Genomic DNA, 18,576 nt, shown 5'->3' on the forward strand with positions numbered 1-18,576 from the left:
GCAGCGAGACGAAGCGTCAGGTACCGGAGACAGCGAAGCGGTCGGTCGCGGCCCGCAGCGCGCGGGCGATCCCCGGCTCGCTCGCGGAGTGGCCGCCGTCGGGGACGAGAACGAGCTCGGCCTCGGGCAGCGCGCGATGCAGATCCCACGCGGTCATGACGGGAGTGCACACGTCGTGCCGCCCCTGCACGATGACCGTCGGGATCCCCCGCAGCCGCCCGGCCTCCTCGATCAGCTGCCCCTCCCGCAGCCACGCGCCGTGGATGAAGTAGTGGTTCTCGATGCGCGCGAACGCCAGAGCGTAGGAGGCGTCGCTCATCGCCGCGATCGACTCCTCGTCGGGGACGAGGGTCACCGTCGCCGCCTCCCACCGCGTCCACGCGAGTGCGGCCGGACCGTGCACCGCCGGGTCGGGGTCGGACAGGCGTCGGTGATACGCCTCGACGAGCCGCGTCCGCTCGAGCACGGGGATGGGCGCGAGGAACTCCTCCCACAGGTCGGGGAACATCGCCCCCGTGCCCCCCTCGTAGTACCACTCGAGCTCATGCTTGCGGATGGTGAAGACGCCGCGGAGCACGAGCTCGCTGACGTGGTCGGGGTGCGCCTCGGCGTAGGCGAGCGCGAGCGTGCTCCCCCACGATCCTCCGAAGACCTGCCAGGTCGAGATGCCGAGGTTCTTGCGCAGCAGCTCGAGGTCGGCGACGAGGTGCCACGTCGTGTTGAAACGGAGATCGGCCGCCGGGGCGCTCACATGCGGCGTCGAGCGGCCGCATCCGCGCTGGTCGAGCAGGATGATGCGGTACTTCTCCGGGTCGAAGAAGCGCCGCTGCCACGGGCTCGTGGCACCGCCCGGCCCGCCGTGGAGGAAGACGACAGGCTTTCCCGCGGGGTTGCCGCTCTGTTCCCAATACACGCGCTGGCCGTCGCCGGCGAGAAGCATCCCGGTCTCGAACGGCTCGATCGCCGGATACAGGATCTCGTCGAGGTGCGCGGAGCTCACAGCTGCGCCCCCGATATCGAGAAGGTGTCGCACGCGGCCGGGCCGTCGTCGTAGCCGGCGTCGAACCAGCGCTGGCGCTGCTCGCTCGAGCCGTGCGTCCACGTGTCGGGGGTCACGACGCCGCCGGACTCCGTCTGGATGTGGTCGTCGCCGACGGATGCGGCGGCGTTGAGGGCGTCGGTGATCTGCTCGCGCGTCGGCGTCTGGAAGAACGGCGTGCCGTTCTCATCGCGCGTGTCGGTGATCCTCCCCACCCATGCCCCGGCGTAGCAGTCGGCCTGCAGCTCGGTGCGCACGCCGTTGCTGTCGGGGCCGGTGCCGTTCGCCGGATACTGCTCGAGGACGCCGGTGAGGTTCTGGATGTGATGGCCGTACTCATGGGCGAGGACGTACAACTGCCCGAGGTCCCCCGCGGTGGCATCGAAGCGCTCGCGCAGCAGCCCGAAGAAGGTGGGGTCGATGTACACGGTCTCCTCCGGCGGGCAGTAGAACGGGCCGGTGGCGTTCGAGGCCGTGCCGCACGCCGACGGCGTCGACACGTCGACGATCACCGGCTGCGGCGGGCGATAGCCCTCGAGCTGGGTCTCCCAGTACTCGTCGAGGGCGAGCGACCCGGCCGCGAGGCGGCAGGCGTCGTTCTCGTTCGCGTCTTGACCGGTCTCGCAGTTCGCGATCACGGTGCCCTCGTCCTGTGGAGCCTGGCCGCCGCCGCCCAGCAGCCCGGAGAAGTCACCGCCGGTGACGGCGTAGAGCAGCAGCACGACGATGCCGCCGATCCCGGCGATCCCCCCGCCGGCGATCGCGGCTCCGCGCCCGCGTCGGCGCGCACGGTTGCCGCCGACGTTCGCGTCATCATTGAAGGTCACCCGATCACGGTACCGCCCTCCCTCCCTCCGCTCCGTCAGCGCGATGGTCGTGATAGCCGACCGGCCAATATGCTCGGAGGCGTGACCGAGCCGCTGATCATCGCGCTCGTCGCGGTCGTCGTGATCGCGCTCGCGACCGCCCTCGCCCCGCGCCTGAACATCGCCGGCCCCCTCGTGCTGATGGCGGTCGGCCTCGGCGTGAGCCTGCTGCCGTTCTTCCCCGCGTGGGAGCTCGACCCCGAGTACATCCTCGTCGGGGTGCTCCCGCCCCTGCTCTATTCCGCTGCCGTGCAGCTTCCGGCCGTGGAGTTCCGGCGCGATTTCGGCCCCATCGCGGGCCTGTCCGTGCTCCTCGTGGTGCTCTCCTCGGTGGCGCTGGGGTTCTTCTTCGCCTGGCTCATCCCCGGTCTCGGACTGGCGTTGGCGATCGCGCTCGGGGCGATCCTGAGCCCGACGGATGCGGTGGCCACCTCGATCGCGAAGCGACTGGGGATCTCGCCCCGGGTCGTCACGATGCTCGAGGGAGAGAGCCTCCTCAACGATGCCACCGCTCTCGTGCTGCTGCGGACGGCCATCGCGGCGGTGGCGGCGGGGTTCGAGTTCGGCGAGACGGTGTGGGCCTTCACGTGGGGCGTGCTCGTGGCGATCGTCGTGGGTTCTCTGACGGGATGGGTCAACCTGCGGGTGCGCGAGTGGGTCAGCCATTCGGCCGCCAACACCGCACTGAGCTTCACGGTGCCGTTCATCGCCTACATCCCGACCGAGCAGCTCCAGGGCTCCGGCCTGGTCGCGGCCGTCGTCGCCGGGATCGTCACGGGGCAGGGCGCCGCGCGGCGACTCAGTCCCGAGCAGCGCATGAGCGACCATCTCAACTGGCGCACGATCGAGCTCATCCTCGAGGGCGCGGTGTTCCTCATCATGGGGCTGGAGCTCAAGGACATCGTGCAGGCCAACCTCGCGGAGAACCAGGGGCTGTGGCACGGCACGTGGCTCGCGGTGTCGGCCCTCGGAATCGTGCTGGCCGTCCGGACCGTCTACGTGTCGGCGATCATCTGGGCGCAGGGCCGGCGCTCGCACCAGCGACATCGCGAGCGCATCGCCGAGGTGCAGGCGCGGGCCGACGAGTTCGAGCACCGCCTCACGAACGATCCGGATTCGCTGCATCCGCGCGCCCGGCGCGCCGATCCCGCACGTCTCGGGCGACGGATGGCGGGCCTGCGCGAGAGGATCTCGCGCACCCTGGCCGACCTGGACTACTACCGCGACACCCCCCTCGGCTGGCGGCATGGCACGGTGATCGTCTGGGCCGGCATGCGCGGTGTCGTGACCCTCGCGGCCGCGCAGACGCTGCCGCACGACACCCCCGAGCGGCCACTGCTGATCTTCGTCGCCTTTCTCGTCGCCGTGTTCAGTCTCTCCCTGCAGGGACTGACCCTCCCCTGGATCGTTCGCGCCCTGGGGTTGACCGGCGACGCCGGAGAGGGGCCCTCCCACTCCGAGCAGCGGGCACTGTCCGCCGAGCTGCAGACCGCGGCGAAGGAGGCCGTGACCGCGGCGACGCTTCGGCGCCGCGATGGCGATCCGTTCCCCGAGAACGTCATCCGCGTCGTCGGTGCGCGGATGACGCGTCCCCCCGAAGACGGCATGGGCGAGAGCGTCCGCGACCTGCTCGAGCTGCGTCTCGCGATCATCGAGGTGATGCGCCAGAGGCTCGACGAGCTCGGCCGTGGCGGACGGTTCAGCACCGCCGCGCTGCGGCAATCCCTCGCCGAGCTCGACGCCGATCAGCTGAGCCTCGAACTGCGCCTCGACGGGGAGGACTGACGAAGTCGTCCGGAGCGGGCACAATGGAAACCCCGGAGGTGCGCCCATGACCGAGACGATCGAGTCGCCCGACGCTCACACGCGCGCCGCGACCGACGGAGTCGGCATCGACACGAGCCCGCTGCACCTGCCGCATCCGGCGGCGGAGTGTCCGAAGTGCTTCCGCGAGCTGCAGGCGGACCGGGACTGGTGGCTCGCCCGGCCGGCCGGCGCACGGCTCGTCGGCCTCGTCGTGTCACGGCCGGGCATGCCGTCCGTGGTCGAGCAGCGCGACGACCTCACCCGCTTCGGGGTGCCGATCGCGAACTTCCGCCACCCGGCGCCCGAGACGCTCGAGGACTGGTCCGAGCGGCTGGCCCGGTTCTTCCAGACCCTCGGCCGCGGCGATGTGCTCGTCGTGGCCAACGTGCATGCGCTCGGCACGACGCTCGAGGAGGAGACCCGCGCCGTCGCCGAGCTGCGTGCCCGCGGCGTGGTGGTGAAGGTGCTCGGCCACGGCGGCCGGCATCTGTACGACACCGGCCGCTGAGCTTCGCACCGCCCGGCGCCCATCGCCGAAGGTGCATCGTCTCGGCGATCCGCTACCGGATCCGGTGCACAACCGTCGAGACGATGCACTCTCGCTGATCAGCGGATCGGGCGGAGCGTCACACCCCCGGCCGACACCTCGACGACGATCTGCGCGGATGCGGCGGAGTCGGTGCGGACGCGGTTGTCGAGACTGCCCGCCGACACGTCCGAGCGCACGTCGTAGACCGCGTCGGGCACGTCGAGCTGAAGGGAGCCGGCGCTGACCGACACGTCCACGAGCGTCGGCGCCGATCCGCCCAGCCGCACGTTCATCTCCCCGGCGCTCAACTGCAGATCGGCGCTGTCCACGTCGTCCAGATCGAGCTCCGCACGTCCCGCGCTCGCCTCAGCGGTCACCTGCGCCGCGCTGCCGGTGACGTTCATCCGGCCCGCGCTCATGTCGAGCTGAAGCGCACCGAATGCCCCCTCGGCCGAGAGCGATCCTGCGCCGAGACCGAATCGCGCGTCGGAGCCCTCGAGCTCGGCGGGGAGGACCAGGGTCGCCTGACCGTTGCCCGATCCAAACCAGGAGAAGAAGGGCGTGCGCGGGGTCTCGACACGCAGGGTGTCGCCGTCGCGCTCGAGCGTCCAGGAACCGCCGCGGGAGTCGCGCACGTCGAGGGTGGCCTCGCGGACCTCGTCGAAGCGGACGACCAGGGCCGCAGCCGAGACATCGATGTCGAGATTCGACACTCCTCCGACGGCGGCGGTGCGGGTCTCGGAGCGGGCGAGCGCCGCACCCAGCGAGGCGCGCACACCGCCGAGGATGATCGCGAGCAGGATGGCGCCGCCGAGCACGGCGGTGAGGATCGTGATCACGCGCCCCGCCGTGCGGTTGGGTCGCCGCACGGGCGATCCGGCCGGCGGCACGGGCGGCGGGTTCAGGGTGGTGGTCATCGTGCTGCTCCTGTCTGCGGCGCGGAGCCGCCGTGTTCGAGGTGGACGAGGGCGGCTTGCACACGGCGGTTCCCCGACTCGTCCTGCTCCAAGCCGAGCTTCTGGAAGATCGCGGTGATGTGCTTCTCGACGCTCGCTTCCGAGACGAAGAGCGTCGCCGCGATGGCCTGGTTCGACTTCCCCTCGGCGATGAGCGCGAGCACTTGGCGTTCCCGCTCGGTGAGCCGCTGCATCCGCTCGTCGCGACTGCGGCGAGACAGCAGCTGCGCCACCACCTCCGGGTCGAGCACCGTCGCCCCGCCCCCGATGCGAGCGACGGAGTCGAGGAACTCGGTGACGTCGGCCACGCGGTCCTTCAGCAGGTAGCCGAGCGCGCCGCCGCCACCGGAGATGAGGTCGCTGGCGTACCGCTCCTCCACGTACTGCGACAACACCAGGACGGGGAGGTCGGGATGCTGGGCTCTCAGCCGCACAGCGGCGCGGATGCCCTCATCGCTGTAGGTCGGCGGGAGGCGCACGTCGAGGATGCAGAGGTCGGGCGAGGAGACGGCGACCGTCTCGTCGAGATCGGACGCATCCGAGAGGGCGGCGACCACCTCGTGGCCCGCGTCGTCGAGAAGGCGGACGAGCCCCTCGCGCAGGAGCACACTGTCTTCGCAGATCAGGATGCGCACGGGACGCTCACCTCCAGGGCCGTCGGGCCGCCGTTCGGGCTGTCGAGCCGGTAGGTGCCGCCCGCGCCGATGATGCGGTTGGCGATCCCGTCGAGCCCCCCGCCCGGGAGGATCCGGGCCCCGCCGATGCCATCGTCCTCGACGCGCGCCCAGAGGGCGCCGTCGTCGCGGCGACGCACCGTCACGCGCACCCCGCTCGCACGGGAGTGCTTCGCAGCGTTGGTGAGGGACTCCGCGATCGCGAAGTACACCGCCGCCTCGGCGCTTCGCTCGCACCGTCCGTCGATGCGGACGTCGAGATGCACCGGCACGTGAGAGCGTGCGGCGAGCGCCGAGAGTGCGGCGTCGAGTCCGCGGTCATCCAGCACCGACGCGTGGATGCCGCGGGCGAGCTGGCGGAGCTCGGTGATCGCCGACTTCGTGGACGTGTGGGCCTCTTCGATGAGCGCCTTGGCGGTGGCGGGATCGCTGTCGATCTTCTGCTGCGCGAGCCCGAGGGTCATCCCGACCGAGACGAGTCGCGGCTGCACGCCGTCGTGGAGGTCGCGCTCGATGCGCGTGCGCTCGACATCGGCCGCGCGCACCGCGCCGGCGCGTTGCTCGGCCGACTGCCGCGCCTGCTCCGCCAGTTGCGACTCGCGCGAGGGCACCAGGATGAGACGGGCCAGCACGCCGTGCAGGACGGCGATCGCGACGAGAGCGGCGAGCGCGAGGAGCGCCATCAGAGGCCCGGCGATCAGCGCGGCGCCCGTGGGCACCTCGACGGCCCAGCCCCAGACCCGCGCGACGCCGGTGTCGGCGTACAGCGGCGAGAACGACAGCACGACTCCTGTCACGACGAGGCTCGACAGGCCCAGGGCGACGACGCCCAGCACGGTCGACACGGCGAGGTTCGCGATGCCGCGCCACACGCCCGGGTCGATGGCCTGACGCCAGAACATCAGCATCATGCCGCCGAAGCCCGGTCGCGGCTGACGCCGTAGCGCGGGCGCCGGCACGTCGTACCCGTAGAGGCCCTCGATACGTGCGGTCTCGACCCACGCGAGCGCCCACAGCGCGTAGACCAGCGCGACGAGGAAGAGCACCCCGATCCCCAGGGCGAAGATCAGGCCGATCCCGGTGCCGAGGAACGTGAACAGCATGGTGAAGATCACCGGGCCGACGATGCCGAGGGCGGCGAGGTGGGCGACGGCGCCGAGGACGCGCAACGGCGAGCGGGCCGGTGCCGACGGACGCGGGTCGGGGGCGGATGCCGTGGTTTCGGCTCGCGGGGCGGTTTGCCATGCGGCGGGGGCCGCGGGGAGGGAGCCGCCCGCCGGTTCGGGGGCAGCGGTCTGCGTGGTCATGCCTCCACGGTAGGACGACGCCGGCCGCGCGTCCCCCGGGACCTCCGGAGGGCTTCTTCGGGATATCCCGAAGGCGCGACTAGCTCCGGACGCGGGGGAGGGTGTCGCCTTCGACCTCGTCGAGGACGGGGGCGGCGACGCGGAGGGCGTCCACGACGACGGCCGTCACGTTGTCGCGCCCGCCGGCGGCGACCGCCTCCCGCACGAGACGCTCCGCCGCGGCCTGCGGCTCGGCCTCGTCGCGCAGCACCTCGGCGACGCGATCGTCGGGCAGCTCGGTGGGCAGCCCATCCGAGCAGACCAGGATGCGGTCGCCCGCCGCAACCGGAAGCAGCCAGAAGTCCGGCTCGCTCCGGCTGCCCGCTCCGATCGCGCGCGTGATGACGTTTCGTCGCGCGTCGCGCGCCGCCGAGGCCGCGTCGAGCTGGCCGGCGTCGATGAGCTCCTGGACGACGGAGTGATCGACGCTCACCTGCTGCAGCCGCCCGCCGGACAGACGGTAGGTGCGGGAGTCGCCGAGGTTGACCGTCAACCAGTGCGCCTTCCCGGCGACATCCGCGAGAGCGACCCCCGCGAGGGTCGTCCCCGCGCCCGCGCCGGCGTCGTCGGGAAGCGCGTCGACCCGGTCGCGCGCGACGGAGAAGGCCTGCTGTACGTCTTCCACCGTCAGGCTCGCCCTGCCGACCAGCGCGGTGAACTCGTCGATCACGGTGGCGCTGGCGATCTCCCCCGCCTGGTGGCCGCCCATGCCGTCGGCTACCAGGAACAGCGGCGGCGCGGCCAGATACGCGTCTTCGTTCAGGGAGCGGCGCCGGCCGACATCGGTGGCGGCTCCCCACGCGAGGGTCACCGGCGACGCGCTCACGACGCGTCTCCCCGCTCGGCGCGGCGGCGTGCGCACGACGGCTGCGGGCGCAGCACGAAGGGACATCTCATGCGACGTCGGCCTCCCGGGGGGATGGAAACGTACCGTCTCCCGTCGATGACGGGACGCAGGGTCGGTGGCCAGCCTAGTTCGGCGACGCGGCAGGGCTCAATCAGGACGCGCTCTTGTCGCCCTATCGGGCGTGTGGTAGTTCTCACGTCTCCTCGAGCGCGGCGAAAGCGGCGCCGGCCGGCTACGCGGAGGCGACGTACGCGGCGAGGTGCTGGCCGGTGAGGGTGGATGCGGCGGCGACGAGGTCGGCGGGGCGGCCCTCGAAGACCACCTCGCCGCCGTCGCGTCCGGCGCCGGGACCGATGTCGATGATCCAGTCGGCATGCGCCATGACGGCCTGGTGATGCTCGATGACGATGACGCTGTTGCCCGCGTCGACGAGCCGGTCGAGCATGCCGAGGAGGTTGTCGACGTCGGCGAGGTGGAGGCCGGTCGTCGGCTCGTCGAGGATGTAGATCGCGCCGGACTTCGCCATCGAGATCGCCAGCTTCAGCCGCTGACGCTCACCGCCCGACAGCGTGTTGAGCGACTGCCCGAGAGTGAGATATCCCAGCCCGACGTCGATCATGCGGGCGAGGGTCGTGTGCGCGGGGCCCTTCGGAAAGAACTGCGCGGCGTCGGCCGCCGACATCGACAACACCTCGGCGATGTTCTTGCCGTCGAGGAGATACTCCAGCACCTCGTCGGAGAAGCCGGTCCCGTCGCACACCTCGCACACCGTCTCGACCGTGGACTGGAATCCGAGATCCGTGATGATCACGCCGAGCCCCTTGCAGGCCACGCACGCGCCCTCGGAGTTCGCGCTGAACAGCGCCGGCTTCACGCCGTGAGCCTTCGCGAAGGCCGAACGGATGGCGTCGAGCAGGCCGGTGTAGGTGGCGGGACTGCTGCGGCGCGAGCCGCGGATGGGCGCCTGATCGACCACGACGACGCCCTCGCGGCCCGCCAGATTGCCGTGGATCAGCGAGGACTTCCCCGACCCGGCGACGCCCGTGACCACGGTCAGCACGCCGAGCGGCACATCGACGTCGACGTTCCTCAGGTTGTGCTGGGTGGCTCCGCGGATCTCCAGCGCCCCGTCGAGCTCGCGGGTGCTCTCCTTGAGCCGCGCCCGGTGGTCGAGGTGACGACCGGTGAGCGTGTCGGATGCCCGCAGGCCCGCGAGGTCGCCGGTGTATTGGACCGTGCCGCCGCTGCGCCCCGCTCCGGGGCCCAGGTCGACCACGGAGTCGGCGATCGCGATGACCTCCGGCTTGTGCTCCACGACGAGCACCGTGTTGCCCTTGTCGCGCAGAGCCAGCAGCAGGGCGTTCATCCGCTGGATGTCGTGCGGATGCAGCCCCGCGGTGGGCTCGTCGAACACGTAGGTGACGTCGGTGAGGCTCGAGCGCAGGTGCCGGATCATCTTCGTCCGCTGCGCCTCACCGCCCGACAGTGTGCCGCTCGCGCGGTCGAGCGACAGGTAGCCCAGCCCGATCTCGACGAACGATTCCACGGTGTCCCGCAGGCCCTTCAGAAGCGGCGCCACCGACGGGTCATCGATCGAGTCGAGCCACGTCGCGAGATCGGTGATCTGCATCGCCGCCGCATCCGCGATGCTGACGCCCCCGATCTTCGACGAGCGCGCCCCCTCGTTCAGCCGAGAGCCCCCGCAGTCGGGGCAGGCGGCGAACCTCACGGCCCGCTCGACGAATGCGCGGATGTGGGGCTGCAGCGAATCGCGGTCCTTCTGCAGCATGCTCTTGGTGAGCTTGGGGATGAGCCCCTCGTAGGTCATGTTGATGTTCTGGATCTTGACCTTCGTCGGTTCCTTGTAGAGGAAGTCCGCCAGCTCTTGCTCGGTGTAGTCCTGGATGGGTTTGGCGGGGTCGACGAACCCCGACTCGGTGAAGCCGCGCACCATCCAGCCGTCGACGTTGTACCCGGGGATGGTCAGCGCGCCGTCGGCGAGCGACTTGGTGCGGTCGAAGAGCTCGTCGAGGTCGATGTCGGTGACCTCGCCGAGACCCTCGCACCGCGGGCACATGCCGCCGGTGATCTCGAACGAGCGACGCTCCTTGACGGTCTTGCCGCCCTTCTGCATCGTCACCGCGCCGCCGCCGCGGACCGACGGGACGTTGAAGGAGAACGCCTGGGGCGACCCGACGTAGGGCTGTCCGAGGCGGGAGAACAGCATCCGGAGCATCGCGTGCACGTCGGTGGCGGTGCCGACTGTCGAGCGGGCGTTGGACCCCATCCGCTCCTGATCGACGAGGATCGCGGGGCTGATGTTCTCGAGCGCGTCGACCTCAGGGCGCGGCGGCGTCGACATGAACGCCTGGACGAAGGTCGGGTACGTCTCGTTGATGAGCCGCTGCGACTCCGCGGCGATCGTGCCGAAGACGAGCGAGGACTTGCCCGACCCGCTGACGCCGGTGAACACCGTGAGGCGGCGCTTCGGGATGTCGACCGAGACGTTCTTCAGGTTGTTCTCGCGCGCCCCGACGACGCGGATGACGTCGTGCGCGTCGGCGACGGGTTCGGCGGTGGATGCGGGCGGTACGGATGCGGCGGCCATGCTTCTCCTCTTCGGGGCTCGCCCCAGTGTTCCGCATGACGCGGACACGGCGCTTCCTCGATCCTGACCGATTGCGCGGTCAGGCCGTACCGGATGCGACGGAGAAGTTGTCGCGGAACAGGTTGTCGGGGTCGACCTCGCGCTTGATGGCCCGCAGGCGATCGAGCTTCTCCTCTCCGAACGCGTCCACCAGGCGCCCGGGGCGGAGGGACGAATCGAAGCTCAGATACATGCCGCTTCCCCGCGCGCGCACCGGCTCCCACGCGGCGTCGAGCGCGGCCGCGTCGGCACCGAGGGCCACGAGGGAGTGCTGCGCGTCGCGGTGCGAGTAGGCGGTGGCGTCCTCCGCGACGTCGGAGACGGCGCCGCCGACCGAGCGGAATTGCACCCAGTACGACGCTCCCCCGTCGAGCATCTGCACCACTGCCTGCGCGAGGGCGGGCGTGATGTCGCCCACCAGCAGCGACCGCGAGTGCGGCTCGCCGCGCCCCTGCTGGGGGCCGAGGTCGGCGTTGGTCATCACGCGCGCGTACGAGGTGATCTGCACCGACTGCTGCAGGAGGGGGGCCAGCTCGGCGAAGGGCTGCAGCCTCGCGAGGATCGTGTCGGCGTCATCCGAGTCGACCATCGCCATCAGCTGCGCCACGCGCGGCTCCCCCGCGCGCTGCCGGCCGAGGATGAGGAACGCGGTCAGGTCGCGCGGGGCTTCGGCCATGATGCGTCCGAATCCGGTCAGGAAGCCCTCGATCTCCGACGCGTCGAAGGCGAGCTGGGCCCAGCCGACGTTCCCGACCTCGTCGACCTCGAACTCGAAACTCGTGACGATGCCCAGGTTCGCGCCGGCGCCGCGGACGGCCCAGAAGAGATCCGGATTCGTCTGGGCGTCGGCGCGCACGAGAGACCCGTCGGCGAGCACGATCTCGACGGCACGGAGGTGATCGATGGTCAGTCCGTGCTCGCGGCCGAGAAAGCCGATGCCGCCCGCCGTCGCCAGGCCGCCGACTCCCACCCCGCCGTAGTCGCCCGAGCTGAGCGCCCACCCGTGCTGGTCGAGCGCGGCGGCCACCTGCGCCCAGCGCGCCCCCGGTCCGATGCGCACGAGCCGGCGCGCCTCGTCGAGCACGTCGATGCCGTTCAGGCGGCGGAGGTCGAGAACGATGCCGCCGTCGTTGGTGCTGCGTCCGCTGATCCCGTGGCCGCCGCTGCGGACCGACAGGGGAATCGCCGGATGCCGGCGCGCGAACGCGATCGAGGCGGCGACCTGCTCGGGCGAGTCCGGCTGCAAGACGATGCCGGGCCGCCCCTCGCGGAGGTAGGTCGAGCTCACGTCGGCGTACTCGAAGTCGCCGGGCTCGATCGCCCGGACACCGGTGGGCACCTCGTCGTACGCGATGCCCGGCCGGCGTCTGCCCAGCGACGCCAGCGAGCGCACCGGGGCCGGCGCGAGGCCGCGCTCGCCGCGCTCGCGGGCGACGATCTCGCGGACGGCGGGCGCGACCTCGCCGCCGAACTGCTGCAGCACGCGCGGATCGTCGCCGACCACGATGAACGTACCGATCCCGTCGTCGAGGGCGAAGCGCGCGAGCTGCTCGACCCACGCACGGGTGTCGCCGCTGGCCGCCGGCACGTTCAGCAACCGCCGCACCTCGCGCGGGTCGCGTCCGGCGCCGTCCGCAGCCTCGTCGATGACCGCGTTCCCGCGCGCGAGGTCGCCGGGCTGGAGGTACCCGAGGGAGGGCAGCCAGCCGTCGCCGACGCGCCCCGTGAGTGCCAGCATCCGCGGCTTGTAGGCCCCCAGCCAGACGGGGATGTCGTGAGCGGGCCGCGGGCCGCGCTTGGCGCCGTGGACCGCGTGGTAACGGCCGTCGGTGAAGAGCCCGCGGCGCTCGGAGGTGTCCCACAGGCCGCGCATCACCGCGATCGCCTCCTCCAGCGCGGTCACCGCCTGCCCGGGCGTGAGCCGCCGGCCGCCCATCGCCTCGATCGCGTCCCAGAACCCGCCGGCGCCCAGCCCCAGGTCGAAGCGGCCGCCGGAGAGGAGGTCGAGGCTGGCGGCGGCACGGGCGATCACGGCGGGCGGGCGCAGCGGGACGTTGAGCACGTTGGGCGCGATCCGCACGGTCTCGGTCCGCGCGGCGACCCACGTCATCAGGGTCCACGTGTCGACGAACGCGGGCTGATACGGGTGGTCCTGGAACGTGACGAGGTCGAGGCCGGATGCCTCCGCCAGCTGCGCGAGCGCCACGGGTACCTGCGGGTCGGCGGCCGACGGCGTGACGAACGCGCCGAACTCGAGAGGGTGTCCGTAGTCCATGGATTCAGTCCTTCGCGAGGGCGGTCGGAGCGGGTGCGGGGGTGCACAGTCCCGCGAAGAAGACGTCGAGCAGCATCTCGGCGTCGGCGGGAGCACCCAGGCGCACCGCGTGCTCGATGCCGCTCAGCATCCGCTGCAGCTGCGGAGCGGTCAGATCGGCGCGCACCGCTCCGGCGCTCTGGGCGCGGGCGAGCACGCGCGCGTAGCCGTCGTGGACCTGCGTCCGGGCCGCGGAGCACTCGGTGTGGATGACGGGGTCGATCCGCTCGAGGTTCGCGAGAACGCTCTGCAGGCCGGCGTCCTCGAGCTGGAGTGCGAGGGCGGCGGAGAGGAATCCGCGCAGCGCCAGGAGGGCGTCGGGCTCGGCGTCCGCGATCTCTGCGGTCTCGCGCAACCGCCGGAGCGAGTCGATGCTGAGCGCTTCGATCAGGTCGCGAACCGTCGGGAAGTGGCGGTACACCGTCGCGACGCCCACGTGCGCCTCGCGGGCGATGTCGTTGTGGCGCAGAGCGCCGAGATCGCGGCCGCGCGCGATCTCGAGGATGCGGGCGCGGCTGCGCAGGGCATCGGACCGGGGCACGGCCCCATGCTACCCCCGAAACGGATAGGTAATCCGTTTCGGGGGACGCGTGAGGTGCGCTCAGCCCTGCGCGCGACGGTTGGTGCGCGCCGAGCGCGACCCGACGACCATGCCGATGGTCGGGGCGCCGGCGGCGGTGCGCCCGCTCGCCGGCGTGCGCGGAGCGCTGCCCCGGCCGGCTGACCCGCCCCGGGAAGCGGATGCCGCGCCGGAGCGACCGGCGGATGCGGTGCCCGAGCGCTGACCCGCGGCCGCGCCGGAACGCTGACCCGACGCGCCGGAGCGCTGGCCCGATCCGGCGGCGTCGGAGGACGAGCCGCCGCGGCGACGGCGACCGCCACTGCGGGCGCCGTCCGACGAGGCGCCGCGAGAGGATGAGCCTTCACCGCGGGCCGCGCGCTTGCGCTGCGCGTTAGCCCCCTGCGACTGCCCGCCGCCGCGCTGCGGTGCGACCACCGGCGCCGGCGAAACGTGCGCGGCGACCTCGCCCACGAGCGCGGTGACCTCGGCAGACTCGGAGGTCACCGGCGTGGGCGTGGCCGAGATGGCCGCCTTGCGGAGGATGTCGAGGGTGTCGCGGCGCTGCTCGGGGAGCATCACCGTCACGACGTCGCCGGCGCTGCCGGCGCGGGCGGTGCGACCCGAGCGGTGCAGGTACGCCTTGTGCTCGACCGGCGGGTCGACGTGCACCACGAGGGCGATGTCGTCGACGTGCACGCCGCGCGCGGCGACGTCGGTCGCGACGAGCACCCTGGCGGTCCCGGCGCTGAACGCGGCGAGGTTGCGGTCGCGCTGCGGCTGCGAGAGGTTCCCGTGCAGGTCGACCGAGGGGATGCCCGCGGCCGTCAGCGTGCGGGCCAGCTTCTTGGCCTGGTGCTTGGTGCGGGTGAAGAGGATGCGGCGGCTCGTGCCCGAGGCGAGGGTGCGCACGAGCTGCGTCTTGGCCGTGGCATCCGCAGCCACGAAGACGTGGTGGGTCATCGCCGCGACGTGGGACGTGGCCTCGTCGACGGAGTGCAGCACTTCGTTCCGCAGAAACTTCCGCACCAGCTTGTCCACGCCGTTGTCGAGCGTGGCGGAGAACAGCAGGCGCTGCCCGCCGGCGGGGGTGCGGGTGAGCAGGCGCGTGACGCCGGGGAGGAAGCCGAGATCGGCCATGTGGTCGGCCTCGTCGAGCACGGTGATCTCGATGTCGTCGAGGCTCGCGAAGCCCTGGCCGATGAGGTCTTCGAGCCGGCCGGGGCAGGCGACGAGGATGTCGACCCCCGACGCGAGGGCGTCCACCTGGCGGCGCTGATTCACGCCGCCGTAGACGGTCGTGGTGGTGAGTCCATAGGCCGCGGCGAGCGGCTTGATCACCTCGTCGATCTGGTTGGCCAGCTCGCGGGTGGGCGCCAGCACGAGGGCGCGCGGCTTGCGGCCGCGGCGGGTCGAGCGAGCGTTCGCGAGGCGCGCGACGAGGGGGAGGGAGAAGGCGAGGGTCTTGCCCGAGCCGGTCTTGCCCCGGCCCAGGACGTCGCGCCCGGCGAGGGTGTCGGCGAGGGTGTCGGCCTGGATCGGGAAGGCCTCCGTCTTACCCTGTGCGGCGAGGACGTCGACGAGGGGAGCGGGCACGCCGAGGTCGGCGAAAGTAGGAGAAGTCATGTGTCTTTCATGCCGGGACGCGGGCGCGTGCTCGGCGATTTCGGAAGCGGCGCCGCCGAGCGGGCCGCAGATTGGCGAAGGCGTCGGGTGACGCATCCGTTCGCCGTGGAAAGTCCGGGCCGGATCCGAGACGGACGGCCGATGCGTTCGACGACGCAGGGAGCAGGAATCGCTCCGCAGTGCATCCAGTCTACCGGTCGCGACGGTGTTCGCGGTTCAGGCGGCGCGCCAGCACCCCGCGACGTGGTCGTCGACCATGCCGCCCGACTGCATGAGGGCGTACATCGTCGTCGGCCCGACGAACCGGAAACCGCGTTTGCGCAGGGCCTTGCTCAAGGCGGTGGATTCCGCCGTGACGGCGGGCACGTCGGAGAAGGACTCGGGTCGCTGACGCGGCCCGGACGGCGCGAACGACCACAGCAGCGCATCGAGTTCGCCGTCGTCCATCGCGGCGACGAGGGCGGCGTTGCCGATGACGGCCTCGATCTTCGCGCGATTGCGGATGATCCCGGCATCCGTCATCAGCCGCTCGACGTCGGCGGGGCCGAAGGCGGCCACGCGATCGGGATCGAACCCCGCGAACACCTCGCGGAAGCGCGGGCGCTTGCGCAGGATCGTGATCCACGACAGCCCCGCTTGAAAGCCCTCGAGGCTCATCTTCTCGAACAGCGCGCGGTCGCCGTGGAGCGCAACCCCCCACTCCTCGTCGTGATAGCGCAGGTATTCGGCGTCGGAGGTCGCCCATGCGCAGCGCGCGACACCGTCGGGTCCGATCCGCACATCCGTGGTCACGGCGCCACTGTATCGCCCGCCCACGACACCGGGTCGCCCACCCGGACCCCGCCGCGAGGGGTCACCGGATGCGGCCTCCCGCACGGCGCGTGCCGCGTGTCGCGACCCTTCGCGGCGGTGGACGCGCGAGGCGTCGATACAGTTCGGCCATGGAATCCGAAGCGCAGATGGGCCCTCGCCGCTACACCGCGTATCTCATCATCGGCCTCATCGTCGCTCTCGCGTTCGCCGGCACGGGCATCGGGGCGCTCGTCAGCGGCCAGGCCGTGCTCGGCTGGGTGATGCTGATCGCCGGTGTCGCGATCAGCATCCTCTCGATCGTGCGACTCGTGCTGGCGCGGCGCTCGGGCTGACGCCCGCCCTACTTCTTCGGCTTCTGTTCGGGGAGGGGGGCCTTGCCGGATGCCTTCAGCTCGGCGTAGAACGTCGCGGCCTCGTCCTGTCGGGCCTGCTCCGCGCCCGATGCGATCGGCGCGCGCAGGTGCTCGGGCTCGTAGCCGAACGCGTCGACGAGGTCCTGTGCGTGCGGACGCAGCCGCGCGCACAGGCGGTCGATGTAGCTCGAGACGGCGGCGGCGCGCTGAGTCGAGAGCCGCCCGTGGATCAGGTACCAGGCGAGGTGCTTCTCGATCAGCTGCAGGCCGAACAGGTCGCGCAGCCACGTGAGAACCTCGACCGTGCCGGCGTCGTCGAAGCGGTCCACCGCATCCGTGAACGCCTCCCACTGCAGCAGCTCGCCGTGTGCGCGGGCGGCCTCGATGAGCTCGGCCTGGTTGGCGTTGAACAGCGCCGCCGCGTCATCCGGTGAGAGCTTCGCGGCGGGACGCAGACGCCCGGCGAGGTCGGCGATCATCTGCTGCACGCGACCGGCGAGCAGGTCGTGCTGCTGGTCGGCGCGGAGGCCCCGCTCGACCGCACGGGCGGTCGATCCCAGGTCGCTCACGGCCTGGCCGATCTGGCGGAGGCCCGCCCCGTGGAACACCTTGCCGGCGGTCTGTCCGACCGCGAACGCGGCGAGGGCGCGCGCGTCCTTGCCCTTGAATTGCTTGGCATAGTCGGCGAGAAGGCGCTTTCCGACCAGCTGCAGCAGAACGTTGTTGTCGCCTTCGAACGTCACGTAGATGTCGAGGTCCTGCCGCAGTCCGACGAGCCGATTCTCGAAGAGGAATCCGGCCCCGCCGCATGCCTCGCGGGCTTCTTGCAGGGTGTCCAGCGCGTGCCACGTCGACAGGGGCTTCAGTGCCGCGGCGAGCGTCTCGAGGTCTTCGCGGTCGGCATCCGTGTCGGCGCGGCCGCTGAAGACGCCGTCGAACTTCTTCAGGAACTCGTCGTGCGCGAAGATCTGCGCGTAGGTGGTGGCGAGGCGGGGCAGCAGGCGTCGCTGGTGCTTGCCGTAGTCCAGCAGCACCACCTCGGGCGTGCCGCGGCCGGAGTCGAACTGGCGCCTCTGGTTGGCGTAGGTGATCGCGATCGTCTCGGCGATGGCGGATGCCCACGATGCGGCGCCGTCGAGGGAGATACGGCCCTGCACGAGCGTGCCCAGCATCGTGAAGAAGCGGCGACCGGGACTGGCGATGTCGCTGGTGTACGTGCCATCCGGCGCGACGTCGCCGTACCTGTTGAGCAGGTTCGTCCGCGGCACCCGCACGCTGTCGAAGTGCAGGCGGCCGTTGTCGATGCCGTTCAGGCCGCCTTTGAGACCGTCGTCCTCGCCGCCGATGCCGGGGAGGAAGGCGCCGTTCTCGTCTCGGATCGGCACGTAGAAGCAGTGCACGCCGTGGTTCACGCCGTCCGTGATGAGCTGCGCGAACACCGTCGCGGCGATGCCATGGAGCGCGGCATTGCCGAGATAGTCCTTCCACGCGCCGCGGAACGGCGTGTGGATCACGAACTCCTCGGTCTCGGGGTCGTACGTCGCGGTCGTCCCGATGGCCGCGACATCCGAGCCGTGACCGGTCTCGGTCATCGCGAAGGCACCGGGGATCTCCAGGCTCATGATGCCGGGGAGCCACTTCTCGTGGTGCTCAGCCGTGCCCAGCTGCAGCACCGCAGCACCGAACAGCCCCCACTGCACGCCGGATTTGATCTGCAGGCTCGGGTCGGCGGCGACCAGCTCCTCGAATCCGGCGATGTTGCCGCCGTTGTCCTCGGCGCCCCCGAAACGCTTCGGGAAGGCGCGGTGCACGGCCTTGTTGTCCACCAGCAGATGCAGCTGGCTGAGCACGCGTTCGCGGTGCTCGGCCATCGACAGACCGTCGACGCGCCAGAACGCGGGGTCCTTGATCATCTCGCGCGCCGCGCGACGGGTGTCGCCCCAGGTGCCCAGCAGCGCGTCGGTGACGGCGGCGACGTCGATCTGCGCCTCGGATGCCTCGGCCGGCGTGTGCGCGGCGGTCGGGGCGCCTCCGGCGGGGGTCCGTCGTTCTTCGGCGGGCGTGGTGGAGCGTACGGCAGCATCAGCCATGGGTGGGACCTTTCGGCGGAGCGGGCAGACGACTCTCACCGTAGGACTCCCACAACGTCCGGCCAACTCGGCTGGCGACTCCCCACAACGCCGCGGGAGGACGTCGGGCGC

General features: G+C 71.5%; 15 protein-coding genes. 3 read left to right on the plus strand and 12 right to left on the minus strand.

The genetic code is table 11. The features are described from left to right. Nucleotides 1-16 precede the first annotated feature (16 nt). Both pip and ypfJ read right to left on the minus strand, forming a co-directional pair. The gene (gene pip / locus ACTU3I_RS01035; protein ID WP_442923740.1) at nucleotides 17-1,000 is read right to left on the minus strand and encodes a prolyl aminopeptidase; all 984 of its coding nucleotides are present in this window, start codon (nucleotides 998-1,000) and stop codon (nucleotides 17-19) included. Next, entirely contained in the window at nucleotides 997-1,866 is an 870-nt protein-coding gene (ypfJ, locus tag ACTU3I_RS01040) for a KPN_02809 family neutral zinc metallopeptidase (RefSeq protein ID WP_442923741.1), read from the minus strand. Before ypfJ ends, pip begins: the two co-directional genes overlap by 4 nt. Nucleotides 1,867-1,947: 81 nt before the next feature. Here ypfJ and ACTU3I_RS01045 point away from each other — a divergent pair, with 81 nt between their 5' ends. Both ACTU3I_RS01045 and ACTU3I_RS01050 read left to right on the plus strand, forming a co-directional pair. Continuing rightward, on the plus strand, nucleotides 1,948-3,690 hold the full coding sequence (locus ACTU3I_RS01045; protein ID WP_442923742.1) for a cation:proton antiporter: 1,743 nt from the start codon (nucleotides 1,948-1,950) through the stop codon (nucleotides 3,688-3,690). A gap of 46 nt (nucleotides 3,691-3,736) precedes the next feature. Beyond that, entirely contained in the window at nucleotides 3,737-4,219 is a 483-nt protein-coding gene (locus ACTU3I_RS01050; protein ID WP_442923743.1) for a dehydrogenase, read from the plus strand. Between the two features lie 98 nt (nucleotides 4,220-4,317). Here the strand turns inward: ACTU3I_RS01050 and ACTU3I_RS01055 are convergent, their stop codons facing one another. From ACTU3I_RS01055 to ACTU3I_RS01095, 9 genes are all read right to left on the minus strand, one after another. Further along, complete coding sequence (locus ACTU3I_RS01055; protein WP_442923744.1) at nucleotides 4,318-5,157, minus strand: hypothetical protein; 840 nt, start codon at nucleotides 5,155-5,157, stop codon at nucleotides 4,318-4,320. After that, nucleotides 5,154-5,831 (minus strand): response regulator transcription factor, encoded by a 678-nt coding sequence (locus ACTU3I_RS01060; protein WP_442923745.1) that lies wholly within the window; start codon nucleotides 5,829-5,831, stop codon nucleotides 5,154-5,156. The genes ACTU3I_RS01055 and ACTU3I_RS01060 overlap by 4 nt, the downstream gene beginning before the upstream one ends. After that, on the minus strand, nucleotides 5,819-7,177 hold the full coding sequence (locus tag ACTU3I_RS01065) for a histidine kinase (RefSeq protein ID WP_442923746.1): 1,359 nt from the start codon (nucleotides 7,175-7,177) through the stop codon (nucleotides 5,819-5,821). The genes ACTU3I_RS01060 and ACTU3I_RS01065 overlap by 13 nt, the downstream gene beginning before the upstream one ends. Nucleotides 7,178-7,256: 79 nt before the next feature. Further along, complete coding sequence (locus ACTU3I_RS01070; protein ID WP_442923747.1) at nucleotides 7,257-8,042, minus strand: PP2C family protein-serine/threonine phosphatase; 786 nt, start codon at nucleotides 8,040-8,042, stop codon at nucleotides 7,257-7,259. Nucleotides 8,043-8,295: 253 nt separating this feature from the next. Further along, nucleotides 8,296-10,671, minus strand: coding sequence for an ATP-binding cassette domain-containing protein (locus ACTU3I_RS01075; RefSeq protein WP_442923748.1), 2,376 nt, complete (start codon nucleotides 10,669-10,671; stop codon nucleotides 8,296-8,298). Between the two features lie 79 nt (nucleotides 10,672-10,750). Continuing rightward, nucleotides 10,751-12,985 (minus strand): LLM class flavin-dependent oxidoreductase, encoded by a 2,235-nt coding sequence (locus ACTU3I_RS01080; RefSeq protein ID WP_442923749.1) that lies wholly within the window; start codon nucleotides 12,983-12,985, stop codon nucleotides 10,751-10,753. 4 nt (nucleotides 12,986-12,989) lie between these two features. After that, complete coding sequence (locus tag ACTU3I_RS01085; protein WP_442923751.1) at nucleotides 12,990-13,565, minus strand: TetR/AcrR family transcriptional regulator; 576 nt, start codon at nucleotides 13,563-13,565, stop codon at nucleotides 12,990-12,992. A gap of 60 nt (nucleotides 13,566-13,625) precedes the next feature. Next, a complete protein-coding gene (locus ACTU3I_RS01090; RefSeq protein WP_442923752.1) occupies nucleotides 13,626-15,209 on the minus strand; it encodes a DEAD/DEAH box helicase in 1,584 nt (527 codons plus the stop codon). Nucleotides 15,210-15,425: 216 nt separating this feature from the next. After that, complete coding sequence (locus ACTU3I_RS01095) at nucleotides 15,426-16,001, minus strand: DNA-3-methyladenine glycosylase I (protein ID WP_442923753.1); 576 nt, start codon at nucleotides 15,999-16,001, stop codon at nucleotides 15,426-15,428. A 149-nt stretch (nucleotides 16,002-16,150) separates the two neighbouring features. On the opposite strand from ACTU3I_RS01095, the gene ACTU3I_RS01100 reads away from it, so the two are divergent. Next, entirely contained in the window at nucleotides 16,151-16,354 is a 204-nt protein-coding gene (locus tag ACTU3I_RS01100; protein WP_442923754.1) for a hypothetical protein, read from the plus strand. Between the two features lie 8 nt (nucleotides 16,355-16,362). On the opposite strand, the gene ACTU3I_RS01105 is transcribed toward ACTU3I_RS01100, so the two are convergent. Further along, a complete protein-coding gene (locus ACTU3I_RS01105) occupies nucleotides 16,363-18,465 on the minus strand; it encodes an acyl-CoA dehydrogenase family protein (protein ID WP_442923755.1) in 2,103 nt (700 codons plus the stop codon). Between the last annotated feature and the right edge of the window lie 111 nt (nucleotides 18,466-18,576).

The organism is Microbacterium sp. RD1, assembly GCF_052220165.1.
Lineage (GTDB): Bacteria > Actinomycetota > Actinomycetes > Actinomycetales > Microbacteriaceae > Microbacterium.